This window comes from Leifsonia shinshuensis (genome assembly GCF_014217625.1).
GTDB lineage: Bacteria > Actinomycetota > Actinomycetes > Actinomycetales > Microbacteriaceae > Leifsonia > Leifsonia shinshuensis_A.
Genome location: NZ_CP043641.1, coordinates 2056591 through 2077431, shown reverse-complemented (window position 1 = coordinate 2077431; position 20841 = coordinate 2056591). Strand labels below are relative to the sequence as shown.

General features: G+C 66.0%; 20 protein-coding genes and 1 pseudogene. 17 read left to right on the top strand and 4 right to left on the bottom strand.

Going from position 1 to position 20841, the window contains the following annotated elements; translation table 11 throughout:
• The first annotated feature begins 23 nt into the window (after positions 1–23).
• The 16 genes and pseudogenes from F1C12_RS09955 to F1C12_RS09880 all read left to right on the top strand — a co-directional run bounded on the left by F1C12_RS09955 (position 24) and on the right by F1C12_RS09880 (position 14566).
• A complete protein-coding gene (locus F1C12_RS09955) occupies positions 24–620 on the top strand; it encodes a cysteine hydrolase family protein (protein WP_185278574.1) in 597 nt (198 codons plus the stop codon).
• A gap of 20 nt (positions 621–640) precedes the next feature.
• A complete protein-coding gene (locus F1C12_RS09950; RefSeq protein WP_219732701.1) occupies positions 641–1654 on the top strand; it encodes an ABC transporter permease in 1014 nt (337 codons plus the stop codon).
• A gap of 2 nt (positions 1655–1656) precedes the next feature.
• Positions 1657–2610 carry an ABC transporter permease gene (locus F1C12_RS09945; RefSeq protein WP_185278573.1) on the top strand — a complete coding sequence of 318 codons (954 nt, stop codon included), beginning with the start codon at positions 1657–1659 and terminating at the stop codon, positions 2608–2610.
• Positions 2610–4208 (top strand): ABC transporter ATP-binding protein, encoded by a 1599-nt coding sequence (locus F1C12_RS09940; protein WP_185278572.1) that lies wholly within the window; start codon positions 2610–2612, stop codon positions 4206–4208. Before F1C12_RS09945 ends, F1C12_RS09940 begins: the two co-directional genes overlap by 1 nt.
• Positions 4209–4240: 32 nt before the next feature.
• Entirely contained in the window at positions 4241–5794 is a 1554-nt protein-coding gene (locus F1C12_RS09935) for an ABC transporter substrate-binding protein (protein ID WP_185278571.1), read from the top strand.
• On the top strand, positions 5782–6642 hold the full coding sequence (locus tag F1C12_RS09930) for an SMP-30/gluconolactonase/LRE family protein (RefSeq protein WP_185278570.1): 861 nt from the start codon (positions 5782–5784) through the stop codon (positions 6640–6642). The genes F1C12_RS09935 and F1C12_RS09930 overlap by 13 nt, the downstream gene beginning before the upstream one ends.
• Entirely contained in the window at positions 6639–7553 is a 915-nt protein-coding gene (locus F1C12_RS09925; protein ID WP_185278569.1) for an SMP-30/gluconolactonase/LRE family protein, read from the top strand. The genes F1C12_RS09930 and F1C12_RS09925 overlap by 4 nt, the downstream gene beginning before the upstream one ends.
• Positions 7543–8475: an SMP-30/gluconolactonase/LRE family protein gene (locus tag F1C12_RS09920; RefSeq protein ID WP_185278568.1), complete on the top strand. Its 933-nt coding sequence runs from the start codon at positions 7543–7545 to the stop codon at positions 8473–8475. The genes F1C12_RS09925 and F1C12_RS09920 overlap by 11 nt, the downstream gene beginning before the upstream one ends.
• Positions 8476–8552: 77 nt before the next feature.
• A complete protein-coding gene (locus F1C12_RS09915; RefSeq protein WP_185278567.1) occupies positions 8553–10115 on the top strand; it encodes an ABC transporter substrate-binding protein in 1563 nt (520 codons plus the stop codon).
• A 55-nt stretch (positions 10116–10170) separates the two neighbouring features.
• On the top strand, positions 10171–10998 hold the full coding sequence (locus F1C12_RS09910; protein WP_185278566.1) for a MoaF C-terminal domain-containing protein: 828 nt from the start codon (positions 10171–10173) through the stop codon (positions 10996–10998).
• Positions 10995–11369, top strand: a complete 375-nt coding sequence (locus tag F1C12_RS09905; RefSeq protein ID WP_185278565.1) for a nuclear transport factor 2 family protein — start codon at positions 10995–10997, stop codon at positions 11367–11369. Before F1C12_RS09910 ends, F1C12_RS09905 begins: the two co-directional genes overlap by 4 nt.
• On the top strand, positions 11366–12649 hold the full coding sequence (locus tag F1C12_RS09900) for an aminotransferase family protein (RefSeq protein WP_185278564.1): 1284 nt from the start codon (positions 11366–11368) through the stop codon (positions 12647–12649). Before F1C12_RS09905 ends, F1C12_RS09900 begins: the two co-directional genes overlap by 4 nt.
• A gap of 23 nt (positions 12650–12672) precedes the next feature.
• On the top strand, positions 12673–12969 hold the full coding sequence (locus F1C12_RS09895) for a twin-arginine translocase TatA/TatE family subunit (RefSeq protein ID WP_185278563.1): 297 nt from the start codon (positions 12673–12675) through the stop codon (positions 12967–12969).
• 2 nt (positions 12970–12971) lie between these two features.
• Positions 12972–13130, top strand: a pseudogene (gene tatA, locus F1C12_RS09890) (twin-arginine translocase TatA/TatE family subunit); the annotation flags it as partial.
• A gap of 16 nt (positions 13131–13146) precedes the next feature.
• Positions 13147–13944, top strand: a complete 798-nt coding sequence (gene tatC / locus F1C12_RS09885; protein WP_308458008.1) for a twin-arginine translocase subunit TatC — start codon at positions 13147–13149, stop codon at positions 13942–13944.
• A gap of 268 nt (positions 13945–14212) precedes the next feature.
• Positions 14213–14566, top strand: coding sequence for a hypothetical protein (locus F1C12_RS09880; RefSeq protein ID WP_185278561.1), 354 nt, complete (start codon positions 14213–14215; stop codon positions 14564–14566).
• A gap of 56 nt (positions 14567–14622) precedes the next feature.
• Here F1C12_RS09880 and F1C12_RS09875 read toward each other — a convergent pair whose 3' ends face one another.
• The 3 genes from F1C12_RS09875 to F1C12_RS09865 are packed head-to-tail and all read right to left on the bottom strand — an operon-like array spanning position 14623 to position 18511.
• A complete protein-coding gene (locus F1C12_RS09875) occupies positions 14623–15927 on the bottom strand; it encodes an aspartate aminotransferase family protein (protein ID WP_185278560.1) in 1305 nt (434 codons plus the stop codon).
• Between the two features lie 50 nt (positions 15928–15977).
• Positions 15978–17015, bottom strand: coding sequence for a phosphotransferase enzyme family protein (locus F1C12_RS09870; RefSeq protein ID WP_185278559.1), 1038 nt, complete (start codon positions 17013–17015; stop codon positions 15978–15980).
• Positions 17012–18511, bottom strand: a complete 1500-nt coding sequence (locus tag F1C12_RS09865) for an APC family permease (protein WP_185278558.1) — start codon at positions 18509–18511, stop codon at positions 17012–17014. Before F1C12_RS09865 ends, F1C12_RS09870 begins: the two co-directional genes overlap by 4 nt.
• A 137-nt stretch (positions 18512–18648) precedes the next feature.
• Between F1C12_RS09865 and F1C12_RS09860 the strand changes: the two genes are divergently transcribed.
• Positions 18649–19239 carry a TetR/AcrR family transcriptional regulator gene (locus F1C12_RS09860; RefSeq protein WP_185278557.1) on the top strand — a complete coding sequence of 197 codons (591 nt, stop codon included), beginning with the start codon at positions 18649–18651 and terminating at the stop codon, positions 19237–19239.
• 74 nt (positions 19240–19313) lie between these two features.
• Here the strand turns inward: F1C12_RS09860 and F1C12_RS09855 are convergent, their stop codons facing one another.
• Positions 19314–20723: an aldehyde dehydrogenase family protein gene (locus F1C12_RS09855; protein WP_185278884.1), complete on the bottom strand. Its 1410-nt coding sequence runs from the start codon at positions 20721–20723 to the stop codon at positions 19314–19316.
• Between the last annotated feature and the right edge of the window lie 118 nt (positions 20724–20841).

Genomic DNA, 20841 nt, shown 5'->3' with positions numbered 1-20841 from the left:
TCACGACCCCCGAAGGAAGCCCTATGTCGCTCGAACCCCTCAACCCGGCCAGCACTGCGCTTCTCGTGCTCGACATGCACCAAAGCGTCGTCAGCGACGGCCCCGTCGCCGAACACCTCGCGGAGCAGGATCAGGTGAGCCACATCGTCGCCCTTCTCTCCACAGCCAGAGCGACCGGCGCCGAAGTGATCCACGTCCACCACAAGAGCGCGACGGGCATCCGCCCCGGGGGCATGATCACTCCGCTCTTCAAGGAGCTGGCCGAATACGACGACCTGCAGGACGGCGCCGACGGCATGGACGTCGTACCTGGGCTCGAGCCGCTCGACGGCGAGATCGTCGTGCACAAACAACGTGTCAGCGCGTTCACCGGAACCGACCTCGAACTCACTCTGCGCGCAGGAGCGATCGACAGCCTCATCCTCACCGGGACCTACACCAACCTCTCCGTCGAGAGCACCGCGCGTTACGCCGCCGACCTCGGCTACCGTGTCGTGCTCGCCTCGGACGCGCTGAGCTCCGTCAGCGCGGAGTGGCACGAGGGGGCGCTCGCGCACGGTCTCTCGATGCTGTGCGACGTGGCTACCACCGCCGATGTCGTCGAAGCGCTCGACCGCTAGGCGGAGAGAGCGAGTACCTCATGGCAGAGACGACGATCGCCGCAGCGCCCATGATCAAACGGACGAGCCGACGCAGAGGAGCGTCCTGGAACTGGGTCCTCCGGCGACTCGGGCTGGGTGTCCTCGTGCTCTGGGTCGTCTCGGTCATCGTATTCATGGCCACGCAGCTCCTGCCCTCCGATCCCGCGCGCGCGATCCTCGGAAAGTACGCGACACCTGAGCGGGTGGAGGCGCTGCGCGAGACGCTCGGCCTGAACCGGCCCGCGATCGTGCAGTACGGCGACTGGCTCTTCGGGGTGGTGCGCGGCGACTTCGGCACCTCGCTCGCCAGCCGGGGGCCGGTGAGCGACCTGTTGGGTGTACGGCTGACGAACTCGTTGTCGCTCATGCTCATCGTCGCCGTGCTGATGATCATCATCTCCATCGTCGTCGGAATCGTCCTCGCGATCCGCCGCGACGGGGCGACCGACCAAGTCGTGAACGGCAGCTTCCTCGCCATGATGGCGTTGCCGGACTTCGTCATCGGTTCTTTCGTGCTCCTCTTGCTCTCGACCGCCGTCTTCACCCTCTTCCCTGCGGCGTCGATCATTCCGACCGGCGACTCGCCGTTCCAGCATCCCGAGCTGATGGCTCTTCCGGTCATCACCCTTCTGCTGGCGACTGTGCCATTCCTGGCACGTCTGGTGCGCGCATCGATGATCGACATCCTCGATTCCGATTACGTCTCGATGGCTCGGCTTCGTGGGTTGCCGGAGCGCACGGTGATCTGGCGCCACGCCGTGCCGAACGCGGTGGTACCGGCAGCGCAGGGGACCGCGATGATGCTCGGCTACCTGCTCGGCGGAGTCGTGGTCGTCGAGTACGTCTTCAACTATCCGGGACTCGGTGGAGCCCTCAACGCTGCGGTCGCGCAGCGCGACCTCCCCGTGATCCAAGCGGTCACGCTCGTCTTCGCTGCCGGCGTGGTCCTCTTCAACCTGCTGGCCGACGTGGTGACAGTTCTGCTCACGCCGAAGCTGAGAACACGGAGCTGAACATGGCTGCTCGAGAAGCCCCTCCCGTCACCTCCTACACCGAGGTCGTGACCCCTCCTCCGAGCGGCCGGCAGCGGCCGCGATGGCTGAACCTCCAGTTCGTCATCGGGTCGATCGGCACACTCCTCATCGTGCTCGTCGCGGTCGTCGGCCCCTTCATCGCCCCGCACGATCCGACCGAGATCGTCGGGGGCCCCTTCCAAGCCCCAGGCGCCGGCTCCATCCTCGGGACCGACTACCTCGGCGCCGACGTCTACTCGCGCGTTCTGGCAGGCGGCTTCACTGTCGTCTGGATGTCAGCGGCAGCGACTCTCATCGGCGTCCTCCTCGGTGCCGTTCTCGGTCTGATCGCCGGCTACTCGTCGGGACGGGTCGACGCCGTCATCGTGTGGATCATGGACGTCCTGCTCGCGTTCCCCTCGATCGTGTTCGTGCTGCTCTTCGTCTCACTCCTCGGCCAGAGTCAGTTCCTCATCGTCGTGCTGGTCGCGATCGGCTGGAGTCCGGTCGTCGGCCGTCTGGTACGCAGTGTGACGCTCGACACGGTCACGCAGGAGTACGTCGAGGCGGTCGAGATGATGGGAGTACCCCGGTGGCGCATCCTGCTGCGGGACGTCCTCCCCAACATCGCCACCCCGCTCATCGTGCAGACCGGCGCCGTTCTCACCTGGTCGATCGGCGCTATCGCAGGGCTGAGCTTTCTGGGGTTCGGTGTCCAGGCCCCGCTCGCGGACTGGGGACTGATGGTCAACGAGAACCGTTCCGGGCTCACCCTTCAGCCGTGGGCTGCGCTGGCTCCCGTGCTGATGATCGCCCTCTTCACCCTGGCGACGAACACCCTCGGCGAGGGTGTCAGCCGCAGCGTCTCCGGCGTTCGCACAGGCCGGGCTCCCGGCCTGATCCGCAGAACCGGCTTCCGGCCGCCGCAGACCGCCCGCACCGACAAGGAGTCTTGATGAGCGCCGTCCTGGAAATCGACGACCTCCGAGTCGAACTCCTCTCGGGCAGGGAGATCCTGCACGGAGTCTCACTGACGGCCGACGCCGGCGAGATCGTCGCACTCGTCGGTGAATCCGGCAGCGGCAAGACCACCATCGGCACCACCGTGCTCGGACACCTTCGCCCGGGTGCGCAGGTCACCGGCGGCGAGATCCGCATTCGGGGCAGGAACATCTTCGATCTTTCGGACCGCGAGCTGCGGGCGCTCCGGGGGTCGGAGGTCGCGTTCGTCTCCCAAGACCCCGCCTCAGCACTCAGCCCGACCCGGCGCATCGGACGCCACTTCGAGGAGCTCGGCCAAACGCACCTCGCCGACCTCGACCGCGAACAGCTGACCGAACGGATCAGCACGGTTCTCGCGGACGTCAACCTGCCATCCAGCAAGGAATTCCTCCGCAAGTACCCGCACCAGCTCTCAGGCGGGCAGTTACAGCGCGTGATCATCGCCTTGGCCTTCCTCGTGCGCCCTTCGGTGGTCGTACTCGATGAGATCACCACCGGCCTCGACGTCTCGACGCAGTCGAAGGTGCTGGAGACCGTCCGTACGCTGTGCCACAGCAACCAGGTCGTCGCTCTGTATGTCACCCATGACCTCTCCGTCGTGCGTGAGCTCGCCGATCGCGTCATCGTCCTCGAAGAGGGAGACGTAGTCGAAGACCGCGATTCCGTCGAGCTCTTCGGTCAGCCCGCACACGACTACACCAAGCGGCTGCTGGGCGCGATCCCCGACATCGCTGGCCGCCGGCTGCTGACGTCGACGCGGGAGGCCACGGACGGTGCTCCCGCAGTCCTGGAGATCCGAGGCGTCGACGCGTGGTACGGAACTAAGCAGGTGCTGTTCGAAGTGGATCTGCGCGTCACGTCGGGGTCGTGTGTGGCCCTCGTCGGTGAATCCGGGTCAGGAAAATCGACGCTGTCGCGGTCGATCGTGGGTTTGAACTCCAACTGGTCGGGGGATATCGAGTTCGGCGGCGAGAAGCTCGCGACGAAGGTCCGGGCGAGAATCGCATCCGAACGACGCGAGATCCAATACATCTTCCAAAGCGCGGACCGCGCTCTCAATCCGCGCCTCAGCGTCATGGACAGCGTCCTGGTGCCGATTCAGCAGTTCTTCGGTCTGCGTGGTGCTGCAGCACGGGAGAAAGCCCTGGAGGCGTTCGAAAAGGTGGCGCTGTCCGCTTCGCTCGTCGATCGCCGTCCTCGCGAGCTCTCCGGCGGCGAACGCCAGCGGGCTGCCATCGCCCGGGCCATCGCGTGTGAACCGCGAATGCTGATCTGCGACGAGGTGACGAGCGCTCTGGACGTGTCGGTTCAGGCCGTCATCCTCTCGCTTCTCGACAGGCTTCGGGACGAGGAGAAGCTGAGCATGCTCTTCGTCACCCACAACCTCGCGGTGGTGCGCGAGATCGCAAACGATGTCGTCGTGCTCAAGGACGGTCGTGTGGTCGAGACGGGCAGCGTCGACGCGGTCCTGGATTCTCCTCGAGCCGACTACACGCGCCGGCTCCTCGCAGACACACCCTCGCTGTTCCGCACGCTACCCACCCGCCGCTGACCTATCCAGAAGGCACCACAGAACGGACTGACATGACGATCTCACGAAGGAATCTCCTCGTCGGCGCCGCGGCCGGCGGGCTGGCGATCGCCAGCGCCGCAGCCCTGGCCGCATGCACTCCACGAGGACTGGTGACCCCGACGAACGCCGCTACGGGAACTCCTCGGCGGGGCGGGCACTTCACCCACGGCATCTCGGGTGGCGGCTCCTCGGACACCCTCAGCGCGTTCCTCTTCTACTCCGTCCCCGACTACGGGCGATGGATGGCGCAGTACGACACCCTGTTCTATCCCGATCACAACTATGTGGTCCAGAAGCGGCTCGCCGACGAGTTCAGCACGAACAGCACCGCGGACGAGTGGACCATCCGGATCCGCTCCGGGGTGGAGTTCCACAACGGCAAGACTCTGACCGCCGACGATGTCCTCGCAACGCTACAGATGACGCTGGACCCGAAAACGGGTGCAAGCGCCGCCGGCATCATGTCGATCGTCGACCTGGCCAACTCGTCCAAAGTCGACGATCGCACCGTCAAGATCAAGCTGACGCGCGCAGCGGTCGACTTCCCGGAGATGCTCAGCGCCGTGGCGATCGTTCCCGCCGACTACACGGAGGCCAAGCCGATCGGTACCGGCCCGTTCATCTCGAAGAATTTCCAACCGGGCATCCGGTCGGACTTCTCGCGAAACCCCAACTATTGGCTCCCGGGCAAGCCGTACCTGGACGAGCTCAGCATCGTGGGGTTCAACGACGAGAACGCCCGGGTGAACGCCCTGCTGTCGGGCCAGATCTCCGGCGCCGACACGGTCGACTTCACGTTGGTGAAGCTGCTCGACAACCGCTCGGGCGTCACGTATCTGCACCAGCCAACGAACAGCTTCATCCCCCTCCAGATGCGCGTCGATCAGAAACCGTTCGACGACGTACGTGTGCGGCAGGCGTTCAAGCTGATCGCCGACCGACCGGCTCTGAATGCGGGAGCGTACGCGGGCCACGCCCGGCTCGCGAACGACCTTTACGCGCCGAGCGACCCCTTCTACGCGAAGGATCTTCCGCAGCGGCACCAGGACCTCGACAAGGCGAAGCACCTCCTGAAGCAGGCCGGAGCGGAGAACCTGGCGTTGACTCTGACCACCACCGATCTCGGCGCGGGAGTACTCTCGCTCTCGCAGCTGTTCGCCGCGCAGGCCAAGAAGGCCGGCGTGAACATCAGCGTGAACAAGCTGGACAGCACGACGTTCAACGGCCCCAACCTCGGCAGCTACACGTTCTCGCCGAACATCCTGTCGCCGGGCAGCTACCTCTACACCGCGCAACAGCTCGACGCGCCGGTCTCGGTCAACAACTACACCCATTTCAAGGACCCGGAGTTCGACTCCCTCTACCTTCAGGCGTCGGCGCAGACCGACCCCGCCAAACGCAAGGCCATCCAGCATCGGATGCAAGAGATCCAGTACGACCGCGGCGGGCTGATCATCGCCGGCTTCTACGACGCGTTCGACGGCCACACGACCAAGCTCGGCGGTCTGCTCCCGGACATCTCCGGGACGGGCCTGTACCGGTACGCGGACCTGTGGCTCTCGTGAGCCTCTACACCGTGGACGTCCTTGCGGACGGCTTGGGTCACCCCCAAGGTCCGGACCTGCTGCAGGACGGCTCCCTGATCTTCGCAGAGACCTACACGGGGGCGATCCGCAAACTGGCCCCCAATGGTGAACTCAGTACAGTCGCTCGCGTCGGGGGCGGCCCCAACGCTGTGTCGGCGGATCCCGATGGAAGCATCTGGTTCACTCAGAACGGCGGCCAGGCCGGGCAGTGGAGGTCGGCCCACTCCCGAACGCCCTCTCTTTCACGGCTCACTCCCGACCTCGAGATCGAGGTCGTCGCCACCCAGTCCGGAGGCGTGCCCTTCCTCGCACCGCATGACCTCGCCCGCGGAGCGGACGGCTCGATCTACATGACCGATTCCGGCACTTGGGACCCGGAGGATCGTAGCGAGCCGGGCCGTATCATCCGGCGCCGAGTGAACGGCGACGTCGAGACTGTCGCCGAGTTGGGCAACGTGTACCCGAGCGGAGTGGCTGTCGAACGGGACGGCGCGGTGGTCTGGGCCGAGTGCTACACGAATCGCCTCTACCGGAAGTACCCGGGCGAAGCACCTCAGCTGATCAGGACGCTGCCCGGAGACCACGTCCCGGAGTGCATCAAGTCCGGGCCGGAGGGAACCCTCTGGGTCGCAGGGCTCTTCACCGAGGGGATCGCGGTCCTCGATCGCTTCGGACGAGATCTCGACTTCATCCGCACGGGCGGTTTGCCGCTGAACTGCGCCCTGTCCGAGACCGACCTGTTCGTCACCGACCTCGGTCCGTTCGACGAAGAGCTCGACCCCGCCGTCGCCCAGATGGGCGGCCGAATCCTGAGGATCTCGTTATGACCCAGGCCACGCAAGCCCAGACGATCGTCGACCGGTTATGGCATCCGGAATCACCGATCATGCTCGACGACGGCGGGATCCTCTTCGTGGAGGCCGACACCGGACGGGTCGCCGTCCACTACCCCGATGGCCTGCTGGCGACGTTCGCTGTGACAGGAGGCCGGCCGTACGGGTGCCTGTTCGGTTCCGACGGGCGGCTCTACGTCGCCCAGAGCGGATCGGACGGCGTGAATCGCAGAGCTCCTCGCCGCGTTCCACCCTCGCTCCAGCGGGTCTCCTCCGACGGCGCACACGTGGAGACCCTCGCGACCGAAGCGGACGGCATCCCCTTCATCGCCCCGAACTCACTCGTCTGGGACACGGAAGGCCGGCTCTGGATGACAGACTCCGGACACTGGGATCCGGATGAGCGTGCCGATCCGGGCCGCATCTACCGCTTCGACCGTGCCGGACGCGCGCATGTCGCTCACGAGCCGGGCAACGTGTTCCCGAACGGGATCGCCGCAGAAGCGGACGGGTCGATGGTCTGGGTCGAGTCCTACACGCGCCGGATCGGAAGGATTCTTCCCGGGGGCGCGACCGAGATCATCACCACACTCGACGAGGGCCACACGCCGGAGGCGATCAAGCTCGACGCCCGCGGCCGGCTCTGGGTCGCCAACTTCGAAGCGGGCGGCATCGACGTGCTCGAACGCGATGGCACCCCGGTCGAGACCATCAGCACCGGTGGGGTACCGATCAACTTCCTGTGGCACGACGGACTCCTCGACGTGGTCGACTTCGGCACCGAGGACACCGATGTCAACGGGATCCGCCCCGGGCGGATCGTCCGACTCTCGACCTCGACGACCGGCGCCCCGACCTACGAGGGTCTTCTCCCTGAACAAGAAAGGCACACCCATGACAGCTGAACGCGACGCCGCGGTTACAGTGCTCTCGACTGACTTCGCAGAGATGCCGCAAGGCGCCGACACGCTCGAGGACGGCTCCCTCGTCTGTGTCGACGTCAACAACGGCGACCTGATCACCTGGTCACCAGGAAACGGGAAGCTCGTCGTCGCCCGCACATCATCGGGGCCGATCGGCCTGGTGATGGGTCGCGATGAGAACGCCTACCTCGCTCACACCGGCGGCCACATCGGGGACTTCTGGACAGCTCCTGATGCGATCGACCCGTGCATCCAGATCCTTCACCTCGGCACGACCCTGCCGCACACCGTGCTCACCGAGGTGGAGGGACGTCCGCTGATCGCTCCTCACGACATCTGCTGGGGTGCAGACGGCCGGCTCTGGTTCACCGATTCGAACATCTGGCGTTGGGATGAGGAGGAGCGCACCGAGCCTGGCGCGATCATCGCGATCGACCCGGACGGGACAGCATCGGTCGTCGTGGAGACAGGCCCGGACTTTCCCTGCGGAATCGTCGGAGACGCTGACGGGGCGGTCTACTGGGGCGAGTCCTATCGCGACAGGATCATGCGACGCGATCCCGACGGATCCGTCTCGCTGTACTACCAGCTCCCGGAGGGGCATGTACCCCATGCCCTTCGGTTCAGCGCCGACGGGTCGCTGTGGGTCGCATCATTCGGTTCATCGACGGTCGACGTGGTCGCGCCCGACGGTTCGTCGATCCGTGAGATCCCCTTGGGTGACGGCATCCACCCGATGTCGCTCAGCTTCGAGGGCACCACGCTGTACGTCACCGCGTTCCGCGAGATCGAAGGTGACGAGATGGTCGGAGACCTCTTCGCAATCGACGCGGGAATCGCTGGGGCGCCGGTGATCCGCGGATCGCTCATCCAGTCGACTCTTGGTCAAGAGCAGGCCGTCTAGCGCCAAACAGCAATTCCGAACAATCACAAGAATCGAACCAGCGGACGAACCGGGTCCGCATCACCGAGGAGGACGGCATGACGCTTTCACGACGGAGTCTGCTTCAGGCCGGAGCGCTGGGAGGCCTGGCCCTGGCCGCCACGAGCGTCCTGGCCGCGTGCACGCCGCAACACGCGAGCGGAATCGTCGACGTGCAACCGACGGGAACGCCTCGGCGAGGCGGCACGTTCATCCACGGTGCGATGGGTTCGGGATCCACGGGAAGTCTGAGCCCGTGGATCTCGAACACCTCCGCCGACTTCGCCCGCTACATGGCCATGTACGAGACGCTGTGGTACTCCACGGGTGACTACCGGATCAAACCGCGGCTCGTCGACACCTACTCGGTCAACGCGGCGGCCGACGAGTGGACGATCAAGCTCAAGAGCGGGATCACGTTCCACAACGGGAAACCCCTCACCGCGAACGATGTCTTCGCAACCTTCCGTTCCATCCAGGACCCGGCAACAGCGGCGAGCAGTTCAGGGGCGCTGTCGGTCATCGACCTCGGCGCCAGCACCATCGTCGATCCGCTCACGTTCAGACTGAAGCTGAAGACCGGCACGAGCAATCTCCCCGAGATCCTCTCGACGTTCGTCCCGATCGTCCCCGAAGGCTTCGACATCGCGAAGCCGGTGGGGACCGGGCCGTTCAAGCTGAAGAGCTTCGTCCCCGGACAGCAGACCCACTTCGTCCGCTACGAGAACTACTGGCAGATCGGTAAGCCGTACCTCGACGAGCTCGTGATCGTTGACTTCAACGAGGACGCTGCACGGGTCAACGCGCTCGCCAGCGGCCAGATCCTCGGAGCGGACACGATCGACTTCACTCTCAGCCAGACCCTCCGGAACAAGCCAGAGGTCGCGCTCCTGGTGCAGAAGACCAACAGCTTCTACCCGCTGCAGATGAGGATGGATCAGGCTCCGTTCGATGACGTCCGAGTGCGTCAGGCTTTCCGCCTCCTCGTGGATCGCGAGGAGTTGACGCGCGGAGCGTACAACGGATTCGCCCGGTCGGCCAACGACCTCTACTCTCCGAGCGACCCACTGTTCGATACCGGGCTTGCCCCGCGGCACCAGGACCTCGACAAGGCCAAGTATCTGCTCAAGCAGGCCGGCGCCGAGAAACTGCAGGTGACCCTGACCACCAGCGACTTCGGCGCAGGCGTAGTCAGCATGTCCCAACTCTTCGCCCAACAAGCGAAGGCCGCGGGGGTCACGGTGCACGTGAACAAGCTCGACTCCGCCACCTTCTTCGGGTCCAACTACGGGACATACCTGTTCTCGCCGAACGTCGCGCCGCCGTTCAACTACCTCTACACGGTGCAGACGACCGACGGGCCGACCTCCACGTCGAACTACAGCGCATTCAAGGACGAAGAGTTCACAAAGTTGTATGCGCAGCTGGCACCGGAACTCAACCCCACGCGGGCGAAAGAGATCGCCGCAGACATGCAGAAGATCCAGTACGACCGCGGCAGCCTGATCATCCCGAACTACTACGACGCGATCGACGGCCACAGCAAGAAGCTCGGCGGAATCGTCCCCGATGTCTCGGGGCTCGCTCTCTACCGCTATGCCAACCTGTGGCTCGCATCGTAGACGGCGCTGACACCGCCGGCGCACCACGACCGAACGCAACGACAAGGAACATCAGATGACATCATCAGAGCCCACGCCCGTTCTCGCGGCGGAGACATTGGGCCTCGGAACAGGCTTCGCCGCGAACAAAGCGGTGCCGACCGATGAGCTCGCGGGACTGCGGCTGTCGCTGACGGACGGCGATCGCACCACCGAGTACGTCTTCGACTCGGCCACCGAGTTGCGCTGGCGGTCGGGCGGGGATGGTGACCGCTACCACGCCGAAACGTACGAAGCGCTCAAGCCGGCGGTGGGGCTCTACGTCGTCGGCTTCTCCTCCTCGGAGGACAGCTCCTCCGCCGTTGAACTCGCCATCGACGTGACCCACGGGCGGGCGCTCGTCCTCCATCAGCGGCTCGAGGCGACCGCACCGGGAGTCCCTTCGGTGGTCCAGGTGACGGAGCTCCCCTCCGTGACGGGCGGCCCGGCAGGGACGACGACCGCCGAATTCGAGCCCATCGGCCGCTCTAGCGATCTCAACGGCGTGCGCGCACTGTGGGAGTACAGCGCGGACGACGTCTACGAGCACATCTACCTCAATGACGAGTGGTACGTCTGGCATTGTCTCGCCGGAGAGGAGTATCCGCTCGCCGACACCGATCCCTGCCGGGTCTACAAGCTCCGTGACGGCATCTACGCACTGACCTTCTCCGAGAAGGTCCTGAGCATGGGAGCGCTGATGGTGCTCGATTTCGACGGGCTGCGCTCCTACTGCGCCGCCTTCGGGAGCGAGAGCGACGGCAATCGGCCCAGCCACTTCCTCTTCGGCGCGTACGGCCGGATCCTGTCCCGGACGGTCTATCCGCAGCCGCTGTCAGCGCGCGAGGGCGGAGCTGCGGCATGAGCGCCGAGGATGTCACCGCCGTCGTCGCCGCCTACGTCCGAGCCGTGAGCACCGCCGATGTCCCGCTGCTGCAGTCGACTTTCCGCGACGACGCGCGGATGTGGGGATACCTCGGCGACCAGTTCGTCTCCGCTCCGATCCAGGAGTTCTTCGGAGTGGTGGATGCGACTTCCGCGGATCTCGACTGGGTGTCCGGCTACGTCACCCGGATCAGCGTGGTCCGCATCGCAGGCAGAACGGCGACCGCGGTGCTGGAGGAGGCCGGATACGCGGGGTCGTCGTTCGTGAACCTGTTCACCCTCGTGCACGAGGACGAAGGGTGGCGGATCGCGACCAAGACGTTCACGACGGTCGAGGAGGGCGTGCGATGACGTCCGAGCTGGCCGGACTGGCCTCTGACGACCTCCGCTACTTCGAGCACGGCGGGCCCGGTTCCGCTCCCACCGAGCCGTTCATCCTCGAACGCGGCGTAGGGTGCACCGTCTGGGACATCCACGGCCGGGCGTACCTCGATGCCCACGCGAGCGCTTGGCTCTGCCAGATCGGCCACGGGCGCGTCGAAATGGCCGAGGTGGCGGCCACGCAGATGGCCCGGCTAGAGCACTTCACCACGCACGAGGAGTACCGGAACCCGCACGCGGTTGAACTTGCGAGGCGGCTCGTCGAACTCTCTCCGCTCGAAAGCGGCAAGGTCCGATTCAGCACGAGCGGGTCGGAGGCCGACGACGACGCTCTCCAAGTCGTGCGCCGCTATCAGGCCAACCGCGGACTACCGCGGAAGACGACGATCCTCGCGCTGCGCGGCGCGTATCACGGTCACACGTACGGCGGCCTGGAGCTTGCCGGGCGGATTCGTCCGGTCCCGGGGCGCAAGACGATCGGGCTGACGATGCCATTGGAGGGCTCGCAACCGGTGGGCGCGAGTATCACCGACTATTGTCTGGCGGAGCTCGAAAGGGTCATCGCAGAAGAGGGCGCCGAGACGATCGCCGCCATGTTCGGTGAACCGGTGTTCGGACCCGCTGGGATGTTCGCGCCGCCGGCCGACTACTGGCCGCGAGTGCTTGAGGTGCTCCGCATGAACGACATCCTCTTCGTCGCGGACGAGGTGGTGACCGCGTTCGGACGCAGCGGAGCCTGGTTCGGGTGCGAACTGTGGGGGATCACACCGGACGTGATCGTGGTGGCGAAGGGGATCGCGAGCGGGTACGGCGTGCTCTCGGCCGTCATCATCTCCGACGCGATCGCCGACGGCCTGGCGGGCTACCATCACGGGGGATCGTACGCGGGCAATCCCGTGGCGTGCGCGCTCGCTGTGAGGAACCTCGAGATCATCGAACGCGAGTCCCTCATCGCGGCGGCACGGGAGCGGGGTGCGCAGCTCAGGCGAGAGCTCGATGTAGCCGCACTCCTGCAGCCCGCAGTGCTGGCTGTGCGTGGCATCGGCCTGATGGTCAGCGTCTGGCTGGATTCGACACGTGTCCGCGATCGGACGCTGCCGCTGGACCGCGCGATCCGTGAGACGGCGGGCGTCATCGTGATGGGGAACCACTCTCGTATCGTCATAACTCCACCCTTGACGGTCACCGCCGAGGAAGTCACCCGGATCGTCGACGGTCTCTTCGCGACGCTTGCCGAGGTGTTCGAGTAGGACACAGGACGGCGGGTTGAGCGATGTTCGATGGTTTCTCGTTCGAGAAGCTGGTTGTCGTGGCCGTGATCGCAGTGTTCGTGGTCGGGCCGTCGCGGTTGCCGGAGGCCGCTCGTCGCCTCGGGGCGCTGGTCCGTCAGGTCCGTGATCTGGGAGAGCGTGGGAAGTCGCGCCTCCGCGATGAGCTCGGCGAGGAGGTCACGGAGATCGAGTGGCGGCGGCTGGACCCGCGGCAGTACGACCCGCGCCGGATCATTCGTGATGCACTTCTCGACACCCCGGAAGACCGGTCCGGTGTCGACGCTATCGAAAGGAAGTAGTCATGTTCGCTGGACTCACGGGTTGGCATCTGCTGATCATTCTCGCGGTGATCCTTCTGCTGTTCGGTGCTCCGAAGCTGCCTGCACTCGCGAAGAGCATCGGTCAGTCGATGCGGATCTTCAAGGGCGAGGTCGACGGGCTCAAGCGTGACGGGACGGCGCCAAGGGTGTCGCAGGATGCCGGCTCGCGCGAGCCGTGACGGCCGGATGTCGCTGACGGAGCACGTCGCCGAATTCCGCCGGCGGCTGTTCCGTGCCGCCCTCGGCCTCCTCATCGGTTCGGTCATCGGTTTCGTGCTCGCGGGCACGGCGATGGACGCGCTTCGCGGGCCTATCACCGCGGTCGCGCGGCAGACCGGCAGAGCGGCGATGCTCAACTACGACAGCATCACCGGTGCCTTCGACCTCAAGATGCAGGTGGCGATGACCATCGGCGCCGTGATCTCGAGCCCGGTCTGGCTCTACGAGATCTGGGCCTACCTTGTTCCGGCGCTCACGCGGAAGGAACGCACGTACGCGTTCGGCTTCTTCTTCACGGCGGTGCCGCTGTTCCTGGTCGGGGGTTTCGTCGGCTGGCTGCTTGTGCCACATATCGTCAGCCTGCTCACGAGTTTCGCCTCCACACAGGATTCGGCGATCATCGCCGCGAAGGCCTATGTGGACTTCGTGGCCAAGTTGGTGCTCGCGGTGGGTGTCGCTTTCGTGCTGCCGGTCTTCCTGGTGCTCCTGAACTTCACGGGTGTCCTCCCTGCCAGGTCGATCATCGGTTCTTGGCGGACTGCTCTGATTCTCATCGCACTGTTCACCGCGATTGCCACCCCCGCCGCTGACGTGCTCGCGATGTTCCTGCTCGCCATCCCTATGATGGCGCTCTACTTCGCCGCCTTCAGCGTCGCCTGGCTTCACGACAAGCGAGTCATCGCCGCAATCGACTCCATCCAGAGAAGAGGAATCGCACGACCACCATCACCGTAATCGGCGCGTTTGGCTTCGCGGGCTCCGCGATCGTCGCCGACGCTCTGACCCGTGGGTTCACGGTGCGCGCATTCAGCCGGGGCGGCGTAGAGCCGCGTCCGGGACTGGACATCATCACCGGGAACGCGCTGCATCCCCAGGCTGTGGAGCGAGCGGTCTCGGAGAGCGATGTCCGTAATCGGGGCGTTGCCCCCCCCGTGCCGAGCTCGAAGACCGGCTTGCGGAGGCGTACATCGTCCTTCTCGATGCCGCCGTGCGGGCCGGCGCCATGCTCATCGTGGTCGGCGGCTTCAGTTCGCTGCGTGAGGCGCCGGGCGGACCTCGGTTCGCCGACGGCGATCGCGTTCCCCCCGAGTACGCCGGCGAAGCCCGTGAAGTGGTCCGCGTGCTCTCCGTCCTGCAGGGTGTGGCAGCGGACTGGGTGTTCGTCAGCCCGGCGGCCGAGTTCGGGGCGGATGGTCCCGACGACGTGCGCGGCGAGTACCGTCTGCACGGCGATGTCGCCGTGTTCAGCGAGGACGGCGAGTCCGTGATATCGGGAGCGGACTTCGCACAGGGGATCATGGGCATCGCGCTGAGCGATGAACGGCACAGTCGCGAACACCTGTCTCTCTCCTACTGAGGATTCATGCGAATGGGGGCGCGCCGACGGCGCGCCCCCATTCGCATGAATCCTGCTCAGCGTGCGAGCGCCACCGACTCGACGGTCTTCAACGAGTCGGAGAACCTGTCGAGGAGACCATCGAGCTCCGCCGAGTCGATGGCAAGCGGTGGGCGCATCTTAAGCACCGTGTCCGACCGTCCAATGCGGCTGATGAGCACCTGGCGTTCGCGCATCGCCTCCACCACCGCCTTCGTTCTTCGGGGATCCGGCGACGCCTCGTCGTCCAGGACAGAGCGATCGAAGACCTCCACGCCGAAGAAGAGCCCATCGCCCTTCGGCGCCCCGATCCAGGAGTGGTCCCGTCCGAGTTCGTGGAGCGCGGTTCGGATCTTCGCACCGTTGACCTGCGCCCGCTGAATCAGCTCCTCTTCGGCGAGGACGTCCAGGACGGCGTGACCTGCCGCCGCCGAAACCGGATTGCCTCCGAAGGTGTTGAAATACATATTGCGGGGGCCGAACTCGTCCAGCAGGGCTGCGGACAGCGCGACGCCGCCCACGGGATGCCCGTTGCCCATCGGCTTGCCCATCGTCACCAAATCCGGGACGATGCGGTGATTCTGGTGGCCCCAGAAGTTCCGGGCGGTGCGTCCGAATCCCGACTGGACCTCATCTGCGATGACGAGCCCACCGGCCGCGCGGACCAGAGCTGCGACCTGTCGCACGTAGCCGGCCGGGACGCGGTTGAGCCCCTCCGTCGAGAAGAGGGAGTCGAAGAGGATCGCGGCGACGCCGTGGCCGGTCTCCTGGAGGGACGCGATCGCCTCGGCGAGCTCGCGAAGAGCTCGCTCAAGGACCGCGGCCTCCGGGACGCCCGTGTCCGCACCGTCCAGATCGGGGACGCGGATCGTCCGCACGTGATCGCCGAGGCCCTCGTGAGCGGTGAGGCCGGTGGTGACGCGAGCGAGGGCCTGGGTGTGGCCGTGGTAGCTGAAGTCAGAGACGATGATTCCGCTGGAGCGGGAGTGCTGGGTCGCAATCCGGAATGCGAGGTCGTTGGACTCGGATCCGCTGTTGGTGAAGATGACACGGTCGATCTCCGCGTCGAAGGTGCTGAGCAGACGTTCCGCGTAATCCACGACCCGATCGTTGAGATAGCGGGTGTGGATGTTGAGGGTGGCTGCCTGGTCGGCGATGGCCTGGACGACGCGGGGATGCGCGTGCCCTACGTGGGGGACGTTGTTGTAACCGTCGAGGTAGCGGACGCCGTTTACGTCCGTCAGCCAGACGCCGCTCGCCGCGACGAACTCGATGGGGGTGTCGTAGAACAGCGGGCTGTATGGCCCGAGCGTTGCGAATCGGCGGGTGAGTAGATCAGTCATGTGTTGCTTCCATCTCGCGTTCAGTTTGTCGTTCCGGTGACGCGGGTCGGTCAGTTCATAGGGAGGTCGGTCCAGCCGGTGTGGCCAGTCGAAAGGTAGAGCAGGCTGGCGCGGAACGCATGGGGAAGAACACTGTCCAGGTGGAACTGCGTCGCTTCGACCTCCGGTCTGGCGACCGACCAGGCCAGATACGAGAGTGCGCGGGCGAGCAGGAGGGGATGCCACGCCTGTCTGTCCGCCACGCTCAGCGAGCGTTCGCTCTGGTATCCGCGCAGCACCGCGCCCACCATCTCGTCCGCCTCGCCGTGACCAGTGAGGAAGAAGCAAGCAGTCGCGAGGTCGAACAGGTACCAGCCCTCGCCGCAGTCGTCGAAGTCGATCACGGAGAGACCGCGTTCGGAGTCGAGGATGTTCTCGAGCGTGAGATCTCCGTGGATCGGGCCGTAGGTGCTCGGTGTCCGGGGGAGGACGGCGAGGTCCTGCGCCAGCCGCTGCTCAGCCTCCTCGAACGTCACGCGCTGCTCGGGGGTCAGGCCGTTCAGGCGGCTGGCGCGGCCCCACAGCGCGTCCGGGCCGCTCAGCCCGGCGGCGTCCCAGGCGAGGCGATCGTAACCGGCCGGCGTGCCGGTGCGTTCCCAGCAGCGGTGCAGGAGGGCGATGGTCCGCCCGAACTGCAGGAGCTGCGCGTCGGTCGGTCGTGCCTGTCCCGTGAAGGTCAGGGGAGAAGACCCCAGCGGGATCGCGGAGGCGAGCCACCGCTGCATGGTCACTTGGGTGCTGTTTCCGTCGGCATCGGCAACATGCGCCACGTGGCTGTCGTCCGAACGTCGAACGGGAGTCGGGACGGAGACTCCTGCGCCGGTGAGCGTCTCCAGGAGCGCCGACTCGGACTCGATCTCGCTGTCCGTGTGATATCCGGGCCGGTGGAGCTTCAGCGCCCAGTCGTTCCCGTCGGAGGTGACACGGAAGACGATGTTCTCCCGACGGTTGACGAACTCGATCCGGGCCCCGTCCTCGATGTCGAAGAGACGCAGCGAGCGTCGAGCCGTCTGCGCGGCGGGGTCGATGGCGGCGGCGCTGGACGTCATGGCAGCTCCTTCTGCGGCTCGGGGGAACGGGGCGCCTCCACCTCGGACTCCACTTCCGATTCGATGGTGATCCGTTCGATGTCGTCCGCGAGTCGCGCGTACTTTTCGGGGTCCCGCCTCTTGATCACCGCGGCGGCGATGAATCCCGCGATGAGGGCGACGGGCAGCAGGACGGGGAGCAAGGCGATCGCCGGAGCATCGGATCCCGCGAGCACCGGGAAGTTGACGATCGCCAGGATGACGATCGCGGCGAGTCCGATCGCGCCCAAGGACGGGGCGACGAAACTCGAGAGCACAGCCTTGTCGCGTCGACGGCGGAAGAAGACGACGATCGCGATCGCTGCGAGGAGCTGCAGGAAGAGGATGGCCAAGGTGCCGAAGCCGGTCATGCTAGGTACGAGCGAGGCGATCGGGTCGAGCCCGGCGACAGCGAAGATGGCCGCCACGAGCGTCGCGAACGCGAACTGCACGAGCGAGGCGAACTGCGGGAATCCGTTCTTCCGGGTGCGGCTGAGGCGGCGGGGGAGGATCCCGGCGCGGCCGAGGGAGAAGAGGTAGCGCGTTGCGGAGTTGTGCAGTGCCATCAGGGCGGCGAAGAGGCTCACGAGCAGCAGGACCATCATCAGGTCGGTCAGGACAGGGCCAAGATACTTCTCCGACAGTGAGAACACCAGGTCCCCGGTCGCCAGGTGCTTCTGCGCGACGGACTGGGCCTGGGCGGCGCCCGTTGCGCTCACGATGGCCCAGGTGGTGAACGCGGCGAACACTCCGATGAAGATGATCGCGGTGTAGGTGGCTCGCGGAATGGTGCGGAGGGGGTTCTTGGCCTCCTCGCTGAACAGGCCCGTCGCTTCGAATCCGACGAACGCGTTCGCCGCGAACAACAGGGCGACACCGACGGCGCCGGAGAACACGACGGTCGGGGCGAAGACTCCGAAGCTGAACCCGGTGGTGAACAGGACGGAGAAGTCGAAGACCAGCAGGATCGAGACCTCGAGCACGAGGGATACTCCGAGCACCTTGGAGCTGAAGTCGATGCCCTGACGGCTCAGGAGGAATGCAGCCACGACGGAGACGACCCCCCAGACGAGCCACGGGACATTCCAGCCGGTCAGGGTGGCGATGATGGTCTGCATGAAGAAGCCGCTGGTGCCGACCGCGCCCGCGACGAAGAAGTTGTAACCGAGCAGGGCGACGTAGCCCGCGGCGACGCCGGTCGGTCGGCCGAGGCCTTTGACGGTGTATGCGTAGAAACCGCCCGCGCTGACGACTTCCTTGGACATCCGGGCGTAGCCGACGGCGAAGAGCAGCAGTGCGATGGTCACCAGGACGAACGCGCCGACCATTCCGGCGCCGTTGCCGAGTGCGATGCCGATCGCGGCGACGACGACGATTCCGGTCAGGGGCGCCACCGCGGCGAGGACGAGGAAGACGACGCCGGGTACGCCGAGCGAGTTGTGTGCGAGCCGGGAGTGTCCGGCTTCGGTGTTGGTCATGTGAGCCCCTCACGTCGATGTGCGAACTAAACTGAACTGAGAGTATGGTAAATGACCTTGAAGTACAAGTAACGTAACAAGGATTTAATAATCGGCGAAGAAGGCCGAAATCGGGGCGCACGCATAGGGTGGTGGCAATGGCTGATGCGGTGATGACGCTGAGGGAGCGACAGCGAGAACGAACTCGCTCCGACATCCTGGACGCCGTCGTGGAAGTCGTCGCTTCGGACCAGGCGGATGGACCGCTCATCGAGCTGATCTCGACGAGGGCTGGCGTTTCGCGGGCGACGATCTACGCACATTTCCCGGGCGGTGTCGACGAGCTCGTGGAATCGGCGTACGTTCGCGCGGCGCACGACTTCATCGAACTCGTGCGCACCTACCCGAGCGGATCGTGGGAGGAGCGGATCCTCGCGCACGGCCTGGCAATGCTCGAACTGGCCGACCGGGGACCAGCGGGCCGCTTCTACAACGTGGCGGCCGCACAGTTCGGTGCGATCGTGCGTGTGCAGGGCGCGGGGTCGCGGCGCTCTCATGATGACTTCGTGCTGGCCTTGGCCGACGCCGAACGCGCCGGCGAACTCGTGGACATCGATCCGGAGGAAGCCGCATATCTGCTCGCCGGAATGGTCCGGGTGGTCGGCGTTCGAGCCACCGAGTCCCGTGAACGAGGCCGTTCGAGCCTGGCTGCGTTCCGGCGCCTCGTCGAAGGAATTCGCCGGGACTGACCGGCGGAGACTGCCTGGGCGGGCGGGATCCCTCTCGCCCGCCCAGGTGCCGCTGATGCCCCGGGGGGAAGGCCTCAGCCGTTGATGACCTGAGGGACTGCGACGGCCTTCAGGCCCTCGACACCGAATTCGAGGCCGTAGCCGGAACTCTTCACACCGCCGAAGGGGACGAGCGGGTGCAGTCCACCATGCGAGTTGATCCAGACGGTTCCCGCCTGGATTCGGGACGCCACCGCACGTGCCTCGTCGCGGCTGTTCGCCCAGACCGAACCGCCGAGGCCCACGTCGAGCCGGTTCGCCTTCTGGATAGCGTCCTCGACATCGGTGTACCGGATGATCGGCAGCGCCGGACCGAACTGCTCCTCTTCGACGAGCGGGGCGTCGTCCTCGATATCGGCGACGAGCGTGATCGGGTAGAACAGCTCGCCGAGCTCCCTCGCCGGAGAGCCGCCTGTCACGATGCGGGCGCCCCGGCTCTTCGCGTCTTCCACGAGCCGATTCACGATGTCGAACTGCTGTTTGTTCTGCAACGGACCGAGGACGTTTTCCTCATCGAGCCCGTTCCCCATCGGCGTCGTGCGAGCGACCTCCGCCAAGGCTTCGACCACGTCGTCGTAGACGGAGTCGTGGACATAGAGGCGTTTGAGCGCGGCGCAGGTCTGCCCCGTGTTGATGAAGGCCCCCCAGAACAGATCCTGTGCGATCGCCGTGGCGTCGGTGCCGGGCAGCACGATGCCGGCGTCGTTTCCGCCGAGCTCGAGCGTGAGCCGCGCCAAGTTGCCCGCGGAGCTCTCGATGATGCGTCGACCCGTTGCGGTCGAGCCGGTGAACATCACTTTGTCGATGTCGGGGTGGGAGGCCAGGCGGGCTCCGACGTCGCGGCCACCGGAGACGGCGAGGAGCACGTCCTCCGGCAGCACTTCATTCAGGACGTCGATGAGCGCGAGGACGCTGAGCGGGGTGTATTCACTGGGCTTGACGACGACGGTGTCGCCCATCCGCAGAGCGGGGGCGAGCTGCCAGATCCCGATCATCAACGGCCAGTTCCACGGGCCGATGGCGCCGACGACTCCCACGGCGCGGTAGTGGAGTTCGGCTCGCGTGTCGCCGTCGTTCACGAGCACCTGCGGCTCGAGCGCGACGCTGGCGGAGCTGCGAAGCCAGGCCGAGCACGCCCCGACCTCGAATCGTGCGTTCGGACCGTTCAGCGGCTTGCCCTGCTCGCGCGACAGAAGCCGGGCGAGCTCTTCCGCATGGGCGTCCACGGCGTCCGCCGCGGCGAGCAGATACTCGATCCTGCGGTCGTGGCCGAGCGCCTCCCAGGCCGGTTGGGCCGCACGGGCCCTGGCTACCGCATCGTCGAGCACGTCGACGCCGGACTCCGGAGCGTTGCCGATCACCTCCCCGGTGGCGGCATCGTGGATCGGACGACCCGATCCTTCTGGTGCGCTGACGCGAGCGAGCAGGTCGCGGACATCGGTCATCTCGGGCTCCTTCATCGGAATGGTTCCTCCGACACAGCTTCCCTCCGCAGTCTCCCGTCGGCGTTGACCAGACGCGCACCTCCAATGTCCAAAGGTGCACAGCGACAATGCGGAGCGC